Source organism: Tepidanaerobacter sp. EBM-38 (assembly GCA_001896545.1).
Classification (GTDB): domain Bacteria; phylum Bacillota; class Thermosediminibacteria; order Thermosediminibacterales; family Tepidanaerobacteraceae; genus Tepidanaerobacter.
Genome location: MPOT01000054.1, coordinates 58652 through 75225 on the forward strand (window position 1 = coordinate 58652; position 16574 = coordinate 75225).

At 37.4% G+C, this 16574-nt stretch carries 16 protein-coding genes; 9 read left to right on the forward strand and 7 right to left on the reverse strand.

Annotated elements, in window-relative coordinates; all coding sequences use genetic code 11:
• Positions 1-164 precede the first annotated feature (164 nt).
• A complete protein-coding gene (locus BUC45_RS06040; protein ID WP_296970993.1) occupies positions 165-920 on the reverse strand; it encodes a carbon-nitrogen hydrolase family protein in 756 nt (251 codons plus the stop codon).
• Between the two features lie 325 nt (positions 921-1245).
• On the opposite strand from BUC45_RS06040, the gene BUC45_RS06045 reads away from it, so the two are divergent.
• The 7 genes from BUC45_RS06045 to yfcE all read left to right on the forward strand — a co-directional run bounded on the left by BUC45_RS06045 (position 1246) and on the right by yfcE (position 6041).
• Positions 1246-1719, forward strand: coding sequence for a hypothetical protein (locus tag BUC45_RS06045; protein WP_296970994.1), 474 nt, complete (start codon positions 1246-1248; stop codon positions 1717-1719).
• Complete coding sequence (locus BUC45_RS06050; protein ID WP_296970995.1) at positions 1716-2618, forward strand: GHKL domain-containing protein; 903 nt, start codon at positions 1716-1718, stop codon at positions 2616-2618. Before BUC45_RS06045 ends, BUC45_RS06050 begins: the two co-directional genes overlap by 4 nt.
• A complete protein-coding gene (locus tag BUC45_RS06055) occupies positions 2560-3156 on the forward strand; it encodes an accessory gene regulator ArgB-like protein (RefSeq protein WP_296970996.1) in 597 nt (198 codons plus the stop codon). The genes BUC45_RS06050 and BUC45_RS06055 overlap by 59 nt, the downstream gene beginning before the upstream one ends.
• A 25-nt stretch (positions 3157-3181) precedes the next feature.
• Positions 3182-3898 carry a LytTR family DNA-binding domain-containing protein gene (locus BUC45_RS06060; protein ID WP_296970997.1) on the forward strand — a complete coding sequence of 239 codons (717 nt, stop codon included), beginning with the start codon at positions 3182-3184 and terminating at the stop codon, positions 3896-3898.
• A gap of 143 nt (positions 3899-4041) precedes the next feature.
• A complete protein-coding gene (locus BUC45_RS06065; RefSeq protein ID WP_296970998.1) occupies positions 4042-4188 on the forward strand; it encodes a cyclic lactone autoinducer peptide in 147 nt (48 codons plus the stop codon).
• Positions 4189-4372: 184 nt separating this feature from the next.
• A complete protein-coding gene (locus tag BUC45_RS06070; RefSeq protein WP_296970999.1) occupies positions 4373-5479 on the forward strand; it encodes a saccharopine dehydrogenase C-terminal domain-containing protein in 1107 nt (368 codons plus the stop codon).
• 16 nt (positions 5480-5495) lie between these two features.
• On the forward strand, positions 5496-6041 hold the full coding sequence (yfcE, locus tag BUC45_RS06075) for a phosphodiesterase (RefSeq protein ID WP_296971000.1): 546 nt from the start codon (positions 5496-5498) through the stop codon (positions 6039-6041).
• A gap of 26 nt (positions 6042-6067) precedes the next feature.
• Here yfcE and BUC45_RS06080 read toward each other — a convergent pair whose 3' ends face one another.
• The gene (locus BUC45_RS06080) at positions 6068-6634 is read right to left on the reverse strand and encodes a TIGR01440 family protein (RefSeq protein ID WP_296971001.1); all 567 of its coding nucleotides are present in this window, start codon (positions 6632-6634) and stop codon (positions 6068-6070) included.
• A gap of 213 nt (positions 6635-6847) precedes the next feature.
• Here BUC45_RS06080 and BUC45_RS06085 point away from each other — a divergent pair, with 213 nt between their 5' ends.
• Both BUC45_RS06085 and BUC45_RS06090 read left to right on the forward strand, forming a co-directional pair.
• Complete coding sequence (locus BUC45_RS06085; protein WP_296971002.1) at positions 6848-9940, forward strand: DEAD/DEAH box helicase; 3093 nt, start codon at positions 6848-6850, stop codon at positions 9938-9940.
• An 11-nt stretch (positions 9941-9951) separates the two neighbouring features.
• On the forward strand, positions 9952-10770 hold the full coding sequence (locus BUC45_RS06090) for an SWIM zinc finger family protein (protein WP_296971003.1): 819 nt from the start codon (positions 9952-9954) through the stop codon (positions 10768-10770).
• Between the two features lie 149 nt (positions 10771-10919).
• Here BUC45_RS06090 and larA read toward each other — a convergent pair whose 3' ends face one another.
• The 5 genes from larA to BUC45_RS06115 all read right to left on the reverse strand — a co-directional run bounded on the left by larA (position 10920) and on the right by BUC45_RS06115 (position 16551).
• Positions 10920-12194, reverse strand: a complete 1275-nt coding sequence (larA, locus tag BUC45_RS06095; protein ID WP_296971004.1) for a nickel-dependent lactate racemase — start codon at positions 12192-12194, stop codon at positions 10920-10922.
• A 170-nt stretch (positions 12195-12364) separates the two neighbouring features.
• Positions 12365-13366 carry an Rpn family recombination-promoting nuclease/putative transposase gene (locus tag BUC45_RS06100; protein ID WP_296971005.1) on the reverse strand — a complete coding sequence of 334 codons (1002 nt, stop codon included), beginning with the start codon at positions 13364-13366 and terminating at the stop codon, positions 12365-12367.
• 755 nt (positions 13367-14121) lie between these two features.
• The gene (locus BUC45_RS06105) at positions 14122-14925 is read right to left on the reverse strand and encodes a BtpA/SgcQ family protein (protein WP_296971006.1); all 804 of its coding nucleotides are present in this window, start codon (positions 14923-14925) and stop codon (positions 14122-14124) included.
• 40 nt (positions 14926-14965) lie between these two features.
• On the reverse strand, positions 14966-15799 hold the full coding sequence (locus tag BUC45_RS06110; protein WP_276792050.1) for a PTS system mannose/fructose/sorbose family transporter subunit IID: 834 nt from the start codon (positions 15797-15799) through the stop codon (positions 14966-14968).
• A gap of 2 nt (positions 15800-15801) precedes the next feature.
• Positions 15802-16551, reverse strand: a complete 750-nt coding sequence (locus BUC45_RS06115) for a PTS sugar transporter subunit IIC (RefSeq protein WP_296971007.1) — start codon at positions 16549-16551, stop codon at positions 15802-15804.
• Positions 16552-16574 lie beyond the last annotated feature (23 nt).

Consider the following 16574-nt stretch of genomic DNA (forward strand, 5'->3'; position numbering starts at 1 on the left):
ATTTTTATGATCTAAATACATTGAATTAGTTCGCAAAATCGAACTCATTTTATATAAGAATTCATATAAAGCCTATTTATACTGGATTATAAGCTAGTTCGATATAGCAAACCCGTTATTCCGGAATACCGGACTTATTTAAGTTTTGTAATAACTGACTTTGTCTATAATATAGAAACCGAAAGCAATGTTTCCTCACTTTCACCGGCCGATGCTACCACTGCCCCTTCAGGATCGGCAATAAGACTGTTGCCTAAGCTTATCATCCCCAAATGTGAGCCGATGAAATTTGTGAGCATTACATAAACACCATTTTCTACTGCTCGTGTTATGGGAATGGCACGATTTTTTTCCAGTTTCCATCTAGCTTCTTTAGGATTATAAAAATGTGCTGAAAGTATATAAATAAATTTTGCTCCACCGTTAACTAATTCTGCAGCAAGGCTAGGGTAGTTTTGATCCCGACATATCATGACACCAATTTTTTTGCCATTGTAATCAAATATCAGCGGATCTTTTTTACCCGGCTCGAAATACTCCAATTCTGCATTTGTTGGATACTTTTTATCATATGTATAAATGTTTCCACTGGGCAAAAATACCGAGGTACTGTTATAAAGCTTATTGCTTTTTTTATAAGGATGGCCGATAACGGCTGCAGTATTAAAGGCTTCACAAGTTTTCCTGATCTCCAAAAGAGCACTGCTTACCATATCATTCATACTCTCATCTTTTAAAAGTTCTACTGTATATCCAGTAAGTGCCATTTCTGGAAATCCGACAATATCAATATTTTGTCCTGCAGCTTGTTCAATAAATCCCATAATCTTTTTCATGTTCATATCAAGTTTTTCTGAAACGGTCATCTGACAAACTCCGAGTTTCATCATATACACCTCTTTGTCAAAAATTACATTCATAATTATTATAGCTTATATTTTTCATTCACTCAAAAGTTCCTATGAAAGTGCAGCCGCTCATACCTAAAATTCTGCCAGTTGTACCCTTGAAAACGTCAGTTGTACCTTGTAGGCAGGAAAAATAAAAATATTGCAGAAAACATCTACGACAAATAAATAATTTGAGCCAGAAAGAGGAAAAACGCAGTCAGTTTAGAATATTTTTATAAGTGATGTTTATCTACTTATAAAATATTTCTATGACTAGGGAATCTCCTCATCTGGTATTACTTGAACAAGCAAGTACCGGGAAGGGATGCCCTCTGAAAAGAAGGGAGTAATTTAAATGTTTCCCATACCCTGGTATGTAGTAATTTTTGAATCTATGCCCGAAGCCTTATTGTTACAAATCTTAACCCTAAAACTCATGAATGAAAAAAAGGTTTCTTCCTACAAACTTATTAAAGTATCGGTATTGTATGGTGTAGCTGCATTTTTTATTAGAAATATTGCCTTCAATTTAAGACAGTATTTTTTATTCAGTTTGCACACAATTTTGTTAATCTTGGTCTTGGCCCTGTTGTTCGATTTAATACATAAAATCGAACTTAATCGCTGTTTTATGCCGCTTTTCATCATTTCTTTGCTATACGGGCTTATTCAGTTTACTTTTATTCTAATTGTATTTAAGTTGTTCAATTTAAAAGTGTATAACCTTCAAGAAAATCCTTGGATTAATATTGCTTTATTTTTCCCTATAGCAGCGATTACTTACTCAGCAGTACATATCTACACCAAATACGCAGGTGAGACAAGGTGAATAGCAAAAATCTTGTAATAATTTTCACTTTAACCTTTCAGTTGATGGTAATTTTGATGCTAAACCAGGTTATATTTGTAACAAATGCCCAGCTATACTATAAAAGTCTGCCTTTTATAGTAGCTTCTTTTATAATAATGATCTTGAGCCTTTATTTCGCATTGAAATATATTGAGTATTATTCAAAAAAAGAGGTGGAATACGAATCCGTAAATTCATATTTGAAAGAAATTGAAGAATTGCTTAATACATTAAGAAGCGAAAGACATCAACATTCCCAGCACATTCAAACAATACAGGCCATGATATACACAGAAGAATATGAGGAACTTAAACAATATGTCAACGGTATAGCCGGAAATTATCGAAGCACCAGCGAATTACTGCGCCTAGGAGACTTGGGGTTAACCGCTGTTTTAAATATCAAAATGGAAACCGCAAAAAGAAATGATATAAATTTTTATGTAAAATCAAATGGAAACAAAATACGTAACCTCAAGATGAGTTCTTGGGAACTAAGTACGGTTATAGGTAATGTATTGGACAATGCCATAGAAGCCGTTATGGAAAAAACCGGTGACCGAACTATAAATCTCGAGCTGCAGGAAGATGAAAAAAATTACATCTTTAAGATTTCAAATAACGGCGTGACGATTAAAGAATCTGACATGTATAAAATTTATGATGCCGGTTTTAGTACAAAACATAAAGATGCAAGAGGTTTTGGCCTTTATGTAGTAAAAAAGATAATAGATAAATACTGCGGTAAAATCTCATTGTCAACATATGATAATTTAACAACCTTTACCATATATCTTCCAAAAAAAGGTGGTAAATTAGATGCTTCGGAATTGTTCTCAAAAGTTGTCACAGATGATAATTTCAGAGCTAGGATATGAAAAATATGATAGGGAAATATTAGAATATGGGTTTGAAATATTGCTCGGTATGACATTTAAGTTTTTTTCAATCCTCGTTGTTTCTTTAATTTTACATACCCTCCCGGAAACAATGTTAAGTCTTCTTGCCTTTGCCTTGATTAGAAATTTTGCCGGAGGTGCTCATCTTAAGACCTATGCCTCATGCTATGCAACAGGTGTTTGTATGTTTGCTTTAAATGGTTTGATAATTAAGTATTTACCTTTTTATATGAATCACCTTATCATTGTAAGTGATATTTTTTTCATCATAAGTCTTTTCATCACTTTAAAATGGGTGCCTGCCGGAACAGAAAAAAAGGTCGTTTCGGATTTATTTACCAGGCGAAAACTTAAAGGAATTACTATAATAACATTAGGTGTGTTATTTATTCTTACTCATATATTTTACTTTATCGGCAATTACAATCTGTTAAAGGCCGTTTTTTGTGGAGTATTAGAAGGAATGTTCCTCGTTACTCCGTTGGGGTATAAAATGCTAAGGGTTTCATATCACTGAGTTTTAGAAAGGTAAGGGTTGATGCATGGCAAATATACTTGTTTGTGAAGATGAAAAAAATACTTTGGCCATGATTTGCAAGCTTTTAAAGGAAAACTCTCTTGTTGAAGAAGTATTTCCTGCATCTTGTGGAAATGAAGCAGTTAAAATCATAAAAAACCAGTCTCCTCATATCTTGCTTCTAGACATCGACTTGCCCGACATTGATGGAATTGAAGTAGCCAAAATCGCTCACGCTTTTGATCCTAACACTTTTATAGTCTTTATTACGGGATATCCTGATTATGCCCATGAATCTTTTATAGTTCATCCATATGATTACATATTAAAACCTATTGACATTGAAAGATTTAATCAAACTGTGAATAATCTCATAGTCAAATGTGAGTCCAGCATGTTGGATAATAAATTAAAATCCGCTGAAATATTTCCGGTTAGAATTAAAAACAAGATACTCTTTTTAAACATAAATGATATTATATTTATTGAAAAAAACGGCAAGGATACCACTATACACACCAGAAAAGGCTCATTTATGTGTAGTGAAAACCTTAAGGACATCGAATCTAAATTAAACAGCAACTTTTATAGAACACATAAATCTTATATCGTAAACATCGGTATGATTGAATGTATAGAAAGCTTAGGCGACTCATATGAAATAAGCTTTTATGGCTATGATAAGAAGGCTTATATGAGCAAAGGAAAGTATATATTTATAAAAGACAAACTATCTGTCTAAAATTTCTATAATCATTTTTTCCATTCATGTCTAATATTCTGCCAATTATATCGTAAAAACTGCCAGTTATGCTTACCTAGCAGGAAATCCCTACCTTCTGAAGAATATTATAATTGTTAGAATGATAACAAAAATTCCTGGGGGTGAAAAAAATATTTAAGAGGTTTAAAACACAGATTCTCTCTTCCCTAGCGTCCTTTGCCACAATAATAGCTTTTTCGGGTATTTCACCAAAAAGCATGTGGATACTCTATGAGCCAGATATTCCAAAGGCTCTAAGAAACAGATAACCCAAAGTTTAAAAACCTTGCCAATTTACACTACTCCCGAATTTTAAGGGCAAATTCATATAATAGTATGATTTGCTCTCTTTTTTTTAAATAAATAGTTAACTTCTAAACCAGTACATCAATTTAAACTTTTGATGTATAATATAAGCATACATATGGTTTTAAAGTGAAAGGAGCAAAAACTATGAAGATAACAGTATTGGGCGGTGCCGGTGATATGGGTAGCCGTGCCGTAAGTGATTTGGCAAAAAGCGAAGAGGTTACAGAGCTTGTTATCGCAGATATTAATATAGCTGCTGCCAAAAAGCTGGCAGATGCACTTGGCAAAAAGGTCAAAGCTGTCTACATAGATGCTAATCGACCGGAAACCTTGATTGCAGCAATGCAGGGTAAAGACGTGGTTGCAAGTGCCATGGGCCCCTTTTATAAATTTGAAAAGGTTGCGGTAGAAGCTGCTATTGCATCCAATGTTAACTATGTCAGCATTTGCGATGATTATGATGCTGTAGAGAGTATTTTGACCTTGGACGAAAAGGCTAAAAATTTAAATCTAAGCATTTTAACCGGTTTAGGCTGGACTCCTGGTATCAGTAACATCCTTGCTCGAAAGGGTGCCGATGAATTAGATGAAGTTGAGGAAATCAATATATATTGGGCAGGCAGTGCTTCTGATGCTACCGGACTTGCTGTTACCCTTCATACTATTCACATATTTACCGGAAAGGTAACAAGTTTTATTGACGGTAAAAAGATAGAAATCCCTGCCGGCAGCGGCAAGGAAAAAGTTGAGTTTCTAGAGCCACTAGGCTTTGTCGATATGTACCATTTAGGTCATCCGGAACCAGTAACACTGCCATTATATTTAGAAGGAGTAAAAACCGTCACACTAAAAGGCGGTCTTAAAGAAAGTTACCTTAATAAACTTGCTATTGTTATTTCCAGATTGGGTTTGACAAACACCCCAAGCAAGAAACAGTTTGTAGGTAATGTCATAAAAACTGTGCTGCCTATTCTTGAAAAAATCCAGAAACCGGCTGTCCCTCTGTCAGGCATTCGGGTAGATGTGAAGGGATATTTAAACGGTAAAAGACAGCACTTGGTATACCAAGCAGTTGATCATATGAGCAATCTTACCGGCGTACCCCTTGCCATCGGTGCTCTGATGATGGGCAGGGGGGAGATAACCCGAAAAGGTGTCTTTGCTCCAGAAGCAGCAGTAAATCCCGATAGATTTATAAAAGAATTGGCTAAGCGAAATATCAAAGTTGTGCAAACTCAGGGAATTTCATAAATTGGAGGTATCAAACATGAGAATTGCCATATTAAGTGACACTCACGGAAGTTTGGATGCTTTTAACAGGGCTTTGCAAATTGCCAAGCCTTACGACTATATCATTCACGCAGGGGATATACTTTACCATGGCCCCAGAAATCCGCTGCCTGCGGGATATAATCCTCAGGAACTTGCCAGAGCCATAAATTCCATAGATATTCCCTTTATCGCTGCTGCCGGCAACTGTGATGCCCCGATTGACCAAGTAATGCTCGCAATTCCCATCCAATCCCCCTACGCCCTATTAGTCTTAGAAAAATATAAAATCCTGGTTACACATGGCCATGAAACTACGGAAGAGGAACTGATTTTACTTGCCAAAAAATGGAGGATTGATATGATCGTAACCGGCCACACACATGTAAAAGCCCTAGAAAAAAAACAAGGGCTTATCCTCTTAAACCCCGGTTCCTGTGCGCTTCCCAAAGATGGCATACCATCTATGGCTGTTTTCGAAGATTTCCATATATCTCTTCTTGACATCGAAACCGGCAATATAATTAAAAGTATCGCCCTTTAATAAAACTGTAAAATCTTATCTGTTATTTACAACCTTTTTTTATCCCAAGTTTCCGGTATCACTGCCCGAGCGCCGCCGATTAATTTAGGGCGGTACCGGGCTGCCGTCAAGTGTGCCTGTCCTATTTTATCGATACTGAGCCTTACCGGAACAGCCACATGCTTTATATGCATACCTATTAGCGTATCACCTATATCAAGGCCAAAGTGACCCTTTACATACTCCACTACTACCGGATGCTGCATATTTGCATAAACCGTAGTGGCAAAGGAACCTCCTGCATGCATTACCGGCACCACTGTTACTATTTCTAAATTGTATTGTTCGGCAACTTCTTCCTCGACAACCAATGCTCGGTTTAAGTGCTCACAGCACTGAGCCGCCAGTCTTACGTCATACTTGGGTATGACGTTTGCTATTCCCTTTACTACAGCTTCTGCAACTTCCATACTGGAAGCCTTCCCTATTCTTCCCCCCGCAACCTCGCTGGTACTGCAGCCTACCACCAGAAGTTGACCGGCTTTTACCGGCGCTATAGCAAATAATTCATCAATTGCTTTTGAAACATCACTGCTAATTAATGCTAAATCCATTTTTTTCCTCCAATCACAATAAATAAAATAGATATTTTAAAATTAACGTTCATAAGCTCGCGATTACAATTATAGCATATCGAATACAATTTTTATAACCGCAATTTCTTAAAATTATAAAAGCCTTTCAAAATGCTTGTTGATTTTTACTCTATTATAACCTTATAATTATACTTATAGACATTTTTTTATTATACCTATGAGGAGAATAATATGCCTATTGTAATTCATGGCACTTGGATACCGGATACTGATGAATCATTTATTAATACAGGAACATTCTTTCTATGGTTTGAAACTCGAAGTATCGACAGTGATTACACCGAGATATTTCATAATTCGAAAAAGCTATTCCCATATGCATACCCGATAAAAAGCATTAATGAACTCATTAAGAAACTTGACTTGCCTATAAATCATGCCTATAAAAAGACCATTATAAGCTTTCTTCTTCCTACTTGTGATGGCGAGCCTATTTCTTCTTTAGCGATAAAAAAATACGCAGAAAGAGAAACGGAAATAACTTTAAGCGATTGGTCCGTTCCAGGTATCACACTTAATATAGATGAGGCTCTTTTTACTCTTTTGTCGTTCTCAGATTTTGTAGAAGACCCGGAAGAGCTTATATTGGGCAGTGATTTAACTTACTGGGTATCCGTCACCTCTTATGTAAAAAGCCTTGTCAAATCAGAACAGTTTTTACCGGACCTTGTTCAAAGCACTGAAGGTAATTACTATGCCTTATGGAAGTTTGCAGGAGACCCTGTGGCCTATGAAAAGAGTCTGTCAAACTTTTTAAGCAGCATGCCGGGTATAGCGGAAAGTACATCTTTAGGCTTTGATGCACATAGCCTTACTGAACATTTTATAGCTGTAACCCTCGACCACCTTGTCAGAAATTTAAAAACTTCAAAAATCATAGATATGATTCTACGGGCTTTCCCTGAACATGTTGAATCCGAATTCATTCATGCTCTTCTTGACAGCAAAATGCAGCCTATAAATTTTAATGATGATTTTAAACCATTTTATAAGAAATTTAAAAAATGGCTGACTTATCATCAAACGACCTATGATATCCCCTTCCGATTATGCTTTAAGCTGGAAGAGCCCAAAGAGCAGGACGGCAACTGGGTTATCCGTTTTCTGCTGCAAGGTAGGGACGACCCAAGCCTCATAGTCCCCACCGATGAAATTTGGCAAAGGGGCGCACAAAACAGCACACTCTTTAAACTATGCAGAAATCCTCGAGAAATTTTACTGGCAAGTCTTGGAAAGGCATCTGAAATCTATCCGCCGCTTCTTAAAAGCTTGGAAAAAGATGCGCCTTCCCAGTGGGAATTGACGGCTATTGAGGCTTATGATTTCTTAAAACATGGTGCAGGAACATTAGAGGAAAACGGCTTCGGAATTTTAGTTCCTAATTGGTGGAAAAAAGATCGAGCCGACAGGAAGGTAAATGTTAAACTTAAACTAGGCTCCAAAGAAGACCATATGCCGTCAATGAGTACAGGGCTAATGGGCATAGATGCTCTGGTAGATTATGATATCGCCCTTGCTATAGGCGATGAGGAGATATCCGTTGAGGAGTGGCAGCGGTTAGTTGATATAAAAATTCCACTTGTCAATATAAATGGACAGTGGATTGAAGTTCGAAAAGATGAGATAAATAACATTTTAAATATATGGTCACAAAGAAAAGAGCAAAATCAGGGTAAACTCCGGTTGTCTGACGCCATAAATTTGTCCAACGCTGCTTTTGATGAGGAATCCATAGGACAGATAGAAACACAGGGCTGGTTTTCCGATCTTATAAAAAAACTGGAAGAACCCGACAGTTTTAATGTACATGAGCAGCCTCAAAGCTTTTACGGCAAGCTAAGAGATTACCAAAAACGCGGCATGTCCTGGATGATGTACTTAGAAAAATGGGGTCTTAGCGGTTGTCTGGCCGATGATATGGGGCTCGGCAAAACTATCCAAATTTTGGCCCTGCTCCTAAAGGAAAAAGAGGAGGGAACGGCAGGCATTCCAACACTCCTAGTGTGCCCTACTTCAGTAGTCAGAAACTGGCAACGTGAAGCCTATAAGTTTGCCCCCACTCTATCTTTAATGATACATTACGGTCAAGACCGGCTTAAGGAAAAGGATTTTAAAAAACAAGCTCTTGCCTCTGACCTGGTAATAACAAGTTTTGGTCTTGCGCGCCGAGATATCAAGGAACTTCAAAGCATTAACTGGAAAAGGGTTGTCGTAGACGAAGCCCAAAATATCAAAAACCCGACTAGTAAACAGACAAAAGCCATAAAATCAATAAAGTCCCAAACTAGAATTGCGCTTACAGGAACACCTGTAGAAAATCGTTTGGCTGAATTGTGGTCAATTATGGATTTTTTAAACCCAGGCTATCTTGGCAGCTTTAATTCCTTTAGGACAAAATTTGAACTGCCTATACAGAAATACAATAAAAAAGAACCGTTGGAAAAATTGCAGAAACTGGTAAAACCTTTTATCCTTAGACGGGTCAAAACCGATCCTCTTATTATAAAAGATTTGCCGGAAAAACAAGAAACCAAGGTCTACTGCCCTTTGACGCGGGAGCAGGCCAGCCTTTATGAAGCTGTGGTAAAGAATACCTTGGAAAAGCTCGATGATGCTGAAGGAATCGAAAGAAGGGGCCTAATACTTACAACACTGATGAAACTCAAACAAATATGCAACCATCCGACCCATTTTTTGCATGATCAAAGTAAATTAGACGGACGCTCAGGCAAACTTATCAGGCTTTCAGAAATGTTGTATGAAGCACTTCTTGAAGGCGACTCGGCCTTAGTCTTTACACAGTTTAGGGAAATGGGAGAACTGTTGAGAATTTACTTGGACAGAATCTACGATGCAGAAGTAATGTTCTTACATGGAGGTGTGCCTATAACAGCTAGGGATAATATGGTGCAGCGCTTTCAAAAGAGTAATGAGCCAAAAATATTCATCCTTTCACTGAAGGCAGGGGGAGTTGGCTTAAATTTGACGAAGGCCAATCATGTCTTCCACTTTGACCGATGGTGGAACCCTGCGGTAGAAAATCAGGCCACTGACCGGGCATTCCGCATTGGCCAGAAAAAAAATGTGCAGGTGTATAAATATATTTGTCAGGGGACTTTAGAAGAGCGGATTGATGAACTCATTGATAAAAAGCAAGAGCTAGCAGACTATATAATAGGCAGTGACGAATCGTGGCTCACAGAAATGGATAACGAGCAAATAGCAGGCCTCATTACACTGAGTCGGAAATCGGCTTTAGAATAGGAGAAGATGTTATGGCTAAGAGCAATTCATTTTCAAATACATGGTGGGGCAGACAGTGGATTAATATCTTAGAATCCTTTGGCTGGGCCAATCGCTTAGAGCGCGGAAGGCGCTATGCCAGAAATGGCAGTGTGCTTGAGTTTCATATCGAGCCGGGCAAGATAACGGCAAAAGTTCAAGGCTCGCGCTCTACGCCATACAAGGTTACCATTAAAGTTGCAAAATTAACAAAAAAAGAGTGGCAGGCTGTCCTCAAACACCTTAGCACAAAGGCATTATATGCTGCAAAACTCCTTTCCGGAGATATGCCGGAAGATATAGCAGCTATTTTTCAGGAAGTGGGAATAAGTCTGTTGCCAGCGGACGATAGCGAAATTGACGCAAGATGTTCATGCCCTGATTTTGCCGTGCCGTGCAAGCATATTGCAGCAGTTCACTATATTGTAGCCGAAGAGCTTGACAAAGACCCTTTCCTTGTCTTTAAACTCAGGGGTATGGAAAAAGAGGAGGTCTTAGACCGTCTGCTAAAATTCGATGATAAAAAAAGAAAATCCCGGGATGATAGCAATAACATCTCAACCCAGCCCAAACCTTCCACATCACTATTTTCCGGGACAACTACATCTGCCTTTGCAAAAGAAAATAACCCTGCCATCGCCTTTTCTTTAGAAGATTTTTGGAGCGGCAAACCTCTACCTGTATCCAGCCCTCCTGCGGCCCCTTCTATCCACGCAACTGCCTTTGCCGACACAAAAAACGCCTTTTGGAGTAAAGACTTCCCCCTTGCCCAAATCATGCAGGCAATATATAGAGGAAGTGGGAAGATGTAAGAAATAATTAAAATCATTACACCTCACACTAAATTGACCGATAATGATTTTTGGGTAGATAATATCGACTCAAACACACCAGAATTCGGCTTACGTGTCAATTGTGGCAAATTCATAGGTTTTTTACTTTTGCCTGTTATATCCTTTAATCATCTTTCCACTATCACAGAAACACCATCTGGAATTACGGTAATTTTCGCATCATTCCCTTTAAGTTTAAGTGCCTGCTTAATAGCATCTTCTACTGTATAGGCATGAATCATATGGCAGTCCTCAATCATTTTGGGGTCACACATATCTGTTACAAATATGACGGTATACTTGTCAAGAATCCTTGATAAAATTTGAAATTCCCATTGATCAGGTGCCGTATCTTCTGGAGGCACCTTTGCTAATCTATCCAAAATTTCCTTTGGGCTTTTTGCATTTTTCATATTGTTATAAAAAGACTCACCACCATGACCGTCATTACATGCAGCAACCATTATGATTACTCCATTCTCGCGACATGTTGCCTCTGCTGCAGTCATTCCTTTTACGGATTGATAAAGGTTTTGGTCCAAGGGATACCCTCCGTTTGTTGAAATGACAATATCTGCAGGCTTTGCCTTTACACTTGAAAGTTGTTTTACAAATTTACATCCTTCCTCATGCGCTAAAACGCTATCACCGCTAAAGGCATTTATAATCTTTTTATCTTTATCTATTACAACATTTAATATGAAGGCAAGATTGGCTGCTTTTGCCGCAAATAGCATATCTTCATGTATTGGATTATTTTCCAGGTTTCCTGTTCTCGCATAAGGGCTTGCAATAAATTTTGCACAATGATTTTCCATGACAGATGTTGCACCTGCCACGCCCGGAAGAATGCTCTTTCTTCCCCCTGAAAACCCAGCAAAAAAATGCGGTTCAATAAAACCCTCAGATATAACTAATTCTGATTCGCAAACCATTTTGTTTAAATATAGTTTTCCACCTGACGGCAGAACACCAACATATTCTAGCTGATCTTTATCGAAAGCCATATGGTTTATAATAGTTTCTGTTTTAACTATTTCTTCTCCAAATTTATCTATCATTTCTTCTTTTGTTGTCGGCCTGTGAAAACCTGTTGCAATCATGATTTTTATATCTATATTCGGATTTGCCCTTCTGATTCTATCTAGTAATATGGGCATTGTAATTTTACTCGGCACGGGTCGTGTATGGTCGCTTGTTATTATTAAAACCTCTTTCTTTCCTTTTACTAATTCTTCTAAATGTGGACTTCCTATAGGATTGTCAAGAGCAGCTTTAACTATCTCTTCCTGGGATAAGGATGGCTTATATTTATCAGCTTTTGAACTTAACACCCCTAAAAAATTTTCATCAGGGATATCAACATCTAAAAAAGTTTTGTGATATGGGAGCCTTACCTTCATTTCAAAATCCTCCTATCAAATTATATTCAATGTATCGGTATAATGGTATGGTGGTCTTACCATTAAATAAATAATATCATAATATTACATAAAATCAAAGTATAGTTATATATTTAACAATTTTGTATCTATGTTCAAAGTGTAATAAAAGGGGGCTAGCCCCCCTTTATTTAATTAATGTATTTTTTAACATCTTCCAAACTTTCATATTCAAAAATACCATCTATTATAACTTCTAAAGTTACTAAGTCCAATTTTGATATTCGGACCCTGATTTCTTCTGGCAAAGACCCAAATTTTTTAGTTAATAATTTTATTGCGGTTTTAATAAGAGCTTCTCTTCCCTCTTCTCTCCCCTCTTCTCTTCCCTCTTCTCTTCCCTCTTCCCTGAGTTTATCAGCTAAAGTCATCACGACCTCACTCCCTTTCGGATAAATATTGTCGATTTTCTTGATCATGATATCCACATCTTTTGTAGTTAAATCAGCTCTTGCGTTAAACATATACCTTATAAGCGTTTCAAAGTATTCTATTCCAGTCTGTTTATCCTCTAATTCGGCAAGACATTCTGCTGCTCTTAATACAGACTCTATTACTCCATTAATATCTTTCATCCATATATCTCGCATGATAGTCATTGCTATTCTATCTGTTGCTCTGCCTTTTATATCTTCATCTTTATATCTTGAAAGGTCATAGAGTAAATATTCATAGTTGGGAATGTATCTTCTTATGTCTTTTGGAAGTTCTTCATACCCTGTTATCATCTCTGCCAATGTTGTCTTTATTTTCCAGCTTTCTCTTCCATGGTATATTACAAGTGGTATGATTATTGGAAGTTTATTTGCTGCTTCTTTTTTAATCTTAGTTTCCCAGATCTCTACTATGTATTTAAGAAGTTGAAATGCTATATCCCTGCTCGCATAACTTTTATGTTCAAAGAGAAAATATATGTACCCTACTTGTTTATTTATTTCTACTTTAAAAAGTAAATCTGAAAAACTTTCTTTAAGTTCTCCGTTTATAAAGCTGTCCTTTTGGGGTTCTAATGTATCTATTTCTATAATATTCATTATGCTTTGCGGTAAGTAGTTACTTAAAAAGTTCTTTGCCACATCTACATTCCCAAAGGTTTCTTTAAAAAATTTATCATGTGGGTTTAGTATCCCCATTTCGTCACCTGCCTAATTTTATTATACCTTATAATTTAATAATATAATATAAAATTTGTATTTTCAATTATAAAAAAATTTGGGGCTTTGACAGCGCTAAATGCAAGTTAAAATGAAACACTTTTTATCTCTGTTAATCTGTTAATCTGTATTGCTTTCATACTTTGTAAACTCTTTCTCATACTGTCAAGCCGTCATGGCAATACAGACAAGCTATAACACTTATATAAAGGTATTTGCTCTACTGCTTTATATTCTCCAACATAAATCCCGCATCATATAAGGTTCCGAGCATTATTTAAACATTGAAATCTGGAAACTATTAACCATTGTAACAAGCTTTCCATGCCCGTCCCAGAAGCAGATATATAGCACGTAGCTCTAAAATTTTAGTATCGAACCATGAAATCGATATATTCTTCCATCTTAAACTCTTTAGCCAAAAGTCGGACATAATTCAATATGTCCTTTGCACTTAATGTGTAATTATCAACAGGAAGCGGCCAAATATCATTAGCAATTTCAACCGGTTTGAGCTTTAACTTATATTTGTGATCTACAAATTTATTGATTATATAAGTTTCATAAATTTCTTCTCCACTCCTCTCTCTTCTTCTATTATCTCACTCAGATTACTACAGCCTTTCAAAAGTTATAATTTTTAGGTTATAAAAATATACCCCTTGCAGTAAACAGTTTTTTTATTTCAACTGTCTACTACAAGGGGAAGATATCAGTCGCAATCTCTTTCAGTTTTAGAAGATACTTCGAACTTTATCCATAAGCCGCTTTACTCTTTCAGAATCTACAGGATTCTCAAATACACCATCTTTTTTTAAATAGGTACCTACAAATGCGGCATCTGCAATAGAAAATATCTCTTCTACGGTATCTGGGTTCACACCCGTATTTGCAAAAATAACTGCTTGGGGAAATGCCTCTCTCACGCGACTCATAAGCTGCACATCTGATTTTTGCCCTGCAACAGGTCCGGCAACACACAAAGCATCCGGATGATCGAGAAAATAGCAGGCCTTCATAGCTTCAACAGGATCTCTGCCGCCAATATCGGCAGCGGACTCAGGGACTACATAATAAACCATCTTCAAATCATCTCTACCAACATTGTGTCGAAGGCGGACAGCTGCACCGCCTTTGGCATTGACAATTCCAAAATTGCTGGAATAAGCACCTGTAAATGTCCCTCGAATAAATTTCGCGCCGGTAGCTGCTGCTAACGCAACACTTGCCATAGGATCGCTAATAACATTGCAACCGAAAGGTATTTTAATATCTCTTTTAAGTTCACCTATAAGCTCTGCCATAGCCACTACAGTTTCAATATTCACTTCAAGCATATAAGGCATACTAAACTCATTAGAAAAATGTATCGCATCAATGCCGCCTTCCTGCAGTGAAATGACATCCTTTCGTGCAGCTTCATATACCTTTTCCATGCCGCCATCCGCATCATATAGCGGATCTCCTGGCAACGCCTTAAAGTGGCAAAGTCCCACTATCGCCTTTTCTTTACCTATTATTTCTTTTAACCAAGACATCCTATAACCTCCATTCTATGCTAAAGCCAATCGATCTCATTTACAAAATACCTATCGCTGCTCCTACAATTCCAATTACAACCATGGAAAGCATTATTTGAGTAACCGGTTTATTCTTTTGCAGCAATGTAAATACTACAGCTACACCGCAAAGACTTAATAAATTAGGCATGATTTGATCCAATAGCGCCTGAATCTGGACCTGTGTTTCTCCGAAGGAAAGCACCAGTGGTGTAGTGATGTTTACATGAGTAGCTACCATCGAACCTGCAATAGTCATACCAAGAATACACATTGAATTAGTTATTTTCCTCATAATTGATTTATCGCTAATCTTGCTGAAAGCATTCCGTCCCAGCTTATATCCTTGGAAGAAAGTAGTATATCCTACTCCCAGTAAATATGCGGTATATAGTATAAGGAATAGAAACGGTCCAAACAAATTGCCCTTTAGGGCAAGGTCGATTCCGATTGCAAGAAACATTGTTTTTGCAAGTCCTTGTGTAATCGTATCACCTATACCCGCTAATGGGCCCATAAGTCCCGTCTTGACTGCATTTATTGTTTCATCGGAAATATCTGCACCGTTCGCACGTTCTTCTTCCATAGATGCTATTATGCCGGGAATTAAAGCACCCCAGTTATTTTCTGTATTAAAGAAAGACATATGTCTAGTTAGACCAGCGGCCAAATCTTCTTTATTTGGATATAACCTTTTCAAAATAGGCGTCATTGCATGGCAAAAACCCAAAGACATTAGGCGCTCGAAGTTTAGACAGGTCTCGCTGGTAATCTCCCAAATTGCAAAACTCTTTAACAAGTCTGACCTTCTAAGTCTTATTCCATCCTTTTTTTCAGTTTTTACTGTTCCCATAACTAAGCCGCCTCCTCATTCTTTTTATTCATATGCCAATATAACATAGCAAAAGATGCACCCAATAGGGCAATGGCTATGATATCTAACTTCAGGTAGCTGGAAAACACAAAACCGATTAGAAAAAATGGCACAAATTTTGCGTTGAAAATAGATTTCAGAAGCAGCGCAATACCAAGAGCAGGAAGTAATTTACCAACAGCTTGAAGCCCTGTAAGAACAAATTCCGGAAGTATATCAAGAAATTGCTGAAAATACTCTGCTCCAAAATACACTGCCAAAAATGCAGGAACAGCATATACTAATAAATTTATAAATTGCGGGCAGATAGTATTATAGAAGAAAATCTTTCTTGTATTGCCCTCCGCCGCTGCTTTATCTGCTTTATGTACCCAAATAGAATTTACAGTCATACGAGCATTACGAGCAAGTAGACCTAAAAAGCCAAGGGATACTGCAATCGTTATACCCATTTCCGGAGGCTGATTGGTTAGCATGGTAAGTGCAGTTGCCACACAGCCCGCAATAGCATAATCAGAAGCCGGAACTCCTCCTACAATAATTTGTCCCATATAAACCAACTGAATATTTGCACCAATAATCATTCCAGCTCTTGCATCACCTAAAATCAATCCAACAATAGTACCTCCTAAAAGAGGAGCACATGAATAAAAAGACCAACATAAAACTTCTACAACAACGCCGCCGCAAAACCACGTTAGCAAGCCGATTAAAAGTGCTTTGACAAACATACTATCACCCCTAAATTTAATCT

Coding starts and splice junctions, on each gene's coding strand:
- BUC45_RS06040 (WP_296970993.1), bottom strand. CDS start 920: ATGAATGTAATTTTTGACAAAGAGGTGTATATGATGAAACTCGGAGTT.
- BUC45_RS06045 (WP_296970994.1), top strand. CDS start 1,246: ATGTTTCCCATACCCTGGTATGTAGTAATTTTTGAATCTATGCCCGAA.
- BUC45_RS06055 (WP_296970996.1), top strand. CDS start 2,560: ATGCTTCGGAATTGTTCTCAAAAGTTGTCACAGATGATAATTTCAGAG.
- BUC45_RS06060 (WP_296970997.1), top strand. CDS start 3,182: ATGGCAAATATACTTGTTTGTGAAGATGAAAAAAATACTTTGGCCATG.
- BUC45_RS06070 (WP_296970999.1), top strand. CDS start 4,373: ATGAAGATAACAGTATTGGGCGGTGCCGGTGATATGGGTAGCCGTGCC.
- yfcE (WP_296971000.1), top strand. CDS start 5,496: ATGAGAATTGCCATATTAAGTGACACTCACGGAAGTTTGGATGCTTTT.
- BUC45_RS06080 (WP_296971001.1), bottom strand. CDS start 6,634: ATGGATTTAGCATTAATTAGCAGTGATGTTTCAAAAGCAATTGATGAA.
- BUC45_RS06085 (WP_296971002.1), top strand. CDS start 6,848: ATGCCTATTGTAATTCATGGCACTTGGATACCGGATACTGATGAATCA.
- BUC45_RS06090 (WP_296971003.1), top strand. CDS start 9,952: ATGGCTAAGAGCAATTCATTTTCAAATACATGGTGGGGCAGACAGTGG.
- larA (WP_296971004.1), bottom strand. CDS start 12,194: ATGAAGGTAAGGCTCCCATATCACAAAACTTTTTTAGATGTTGATATC.
- BUC45_RS06100 (WP_296971005.1), bottom strand. CDS start 13,366: ATGGGGATACTAAACCCACATGATAAATTTTTTAAAGAAACCTTTGGG.
- BUC45_RS06105 (WP_296971006.1), bottom strand. CDS start 14,925: ATGTCTTGGTTAAAAGAAATAATAGGTAAAGAAAAGGCGATAGTGGGA.
- BUC45_RS06110 (WP_276792050.1), bottom strand. CDS start 15,799: ATGGGAACAGTAAAAACTGAAAAAAAGGATGGAATAAGACTTAGAAGG.
- BUC45_RS06115 (WP_296971007.1), bottom strand. CDS start 16,551: ATGTTTGTCAAAGCACTTTTAATCGGCTTGCTAACGTGGTTTTGCGGC.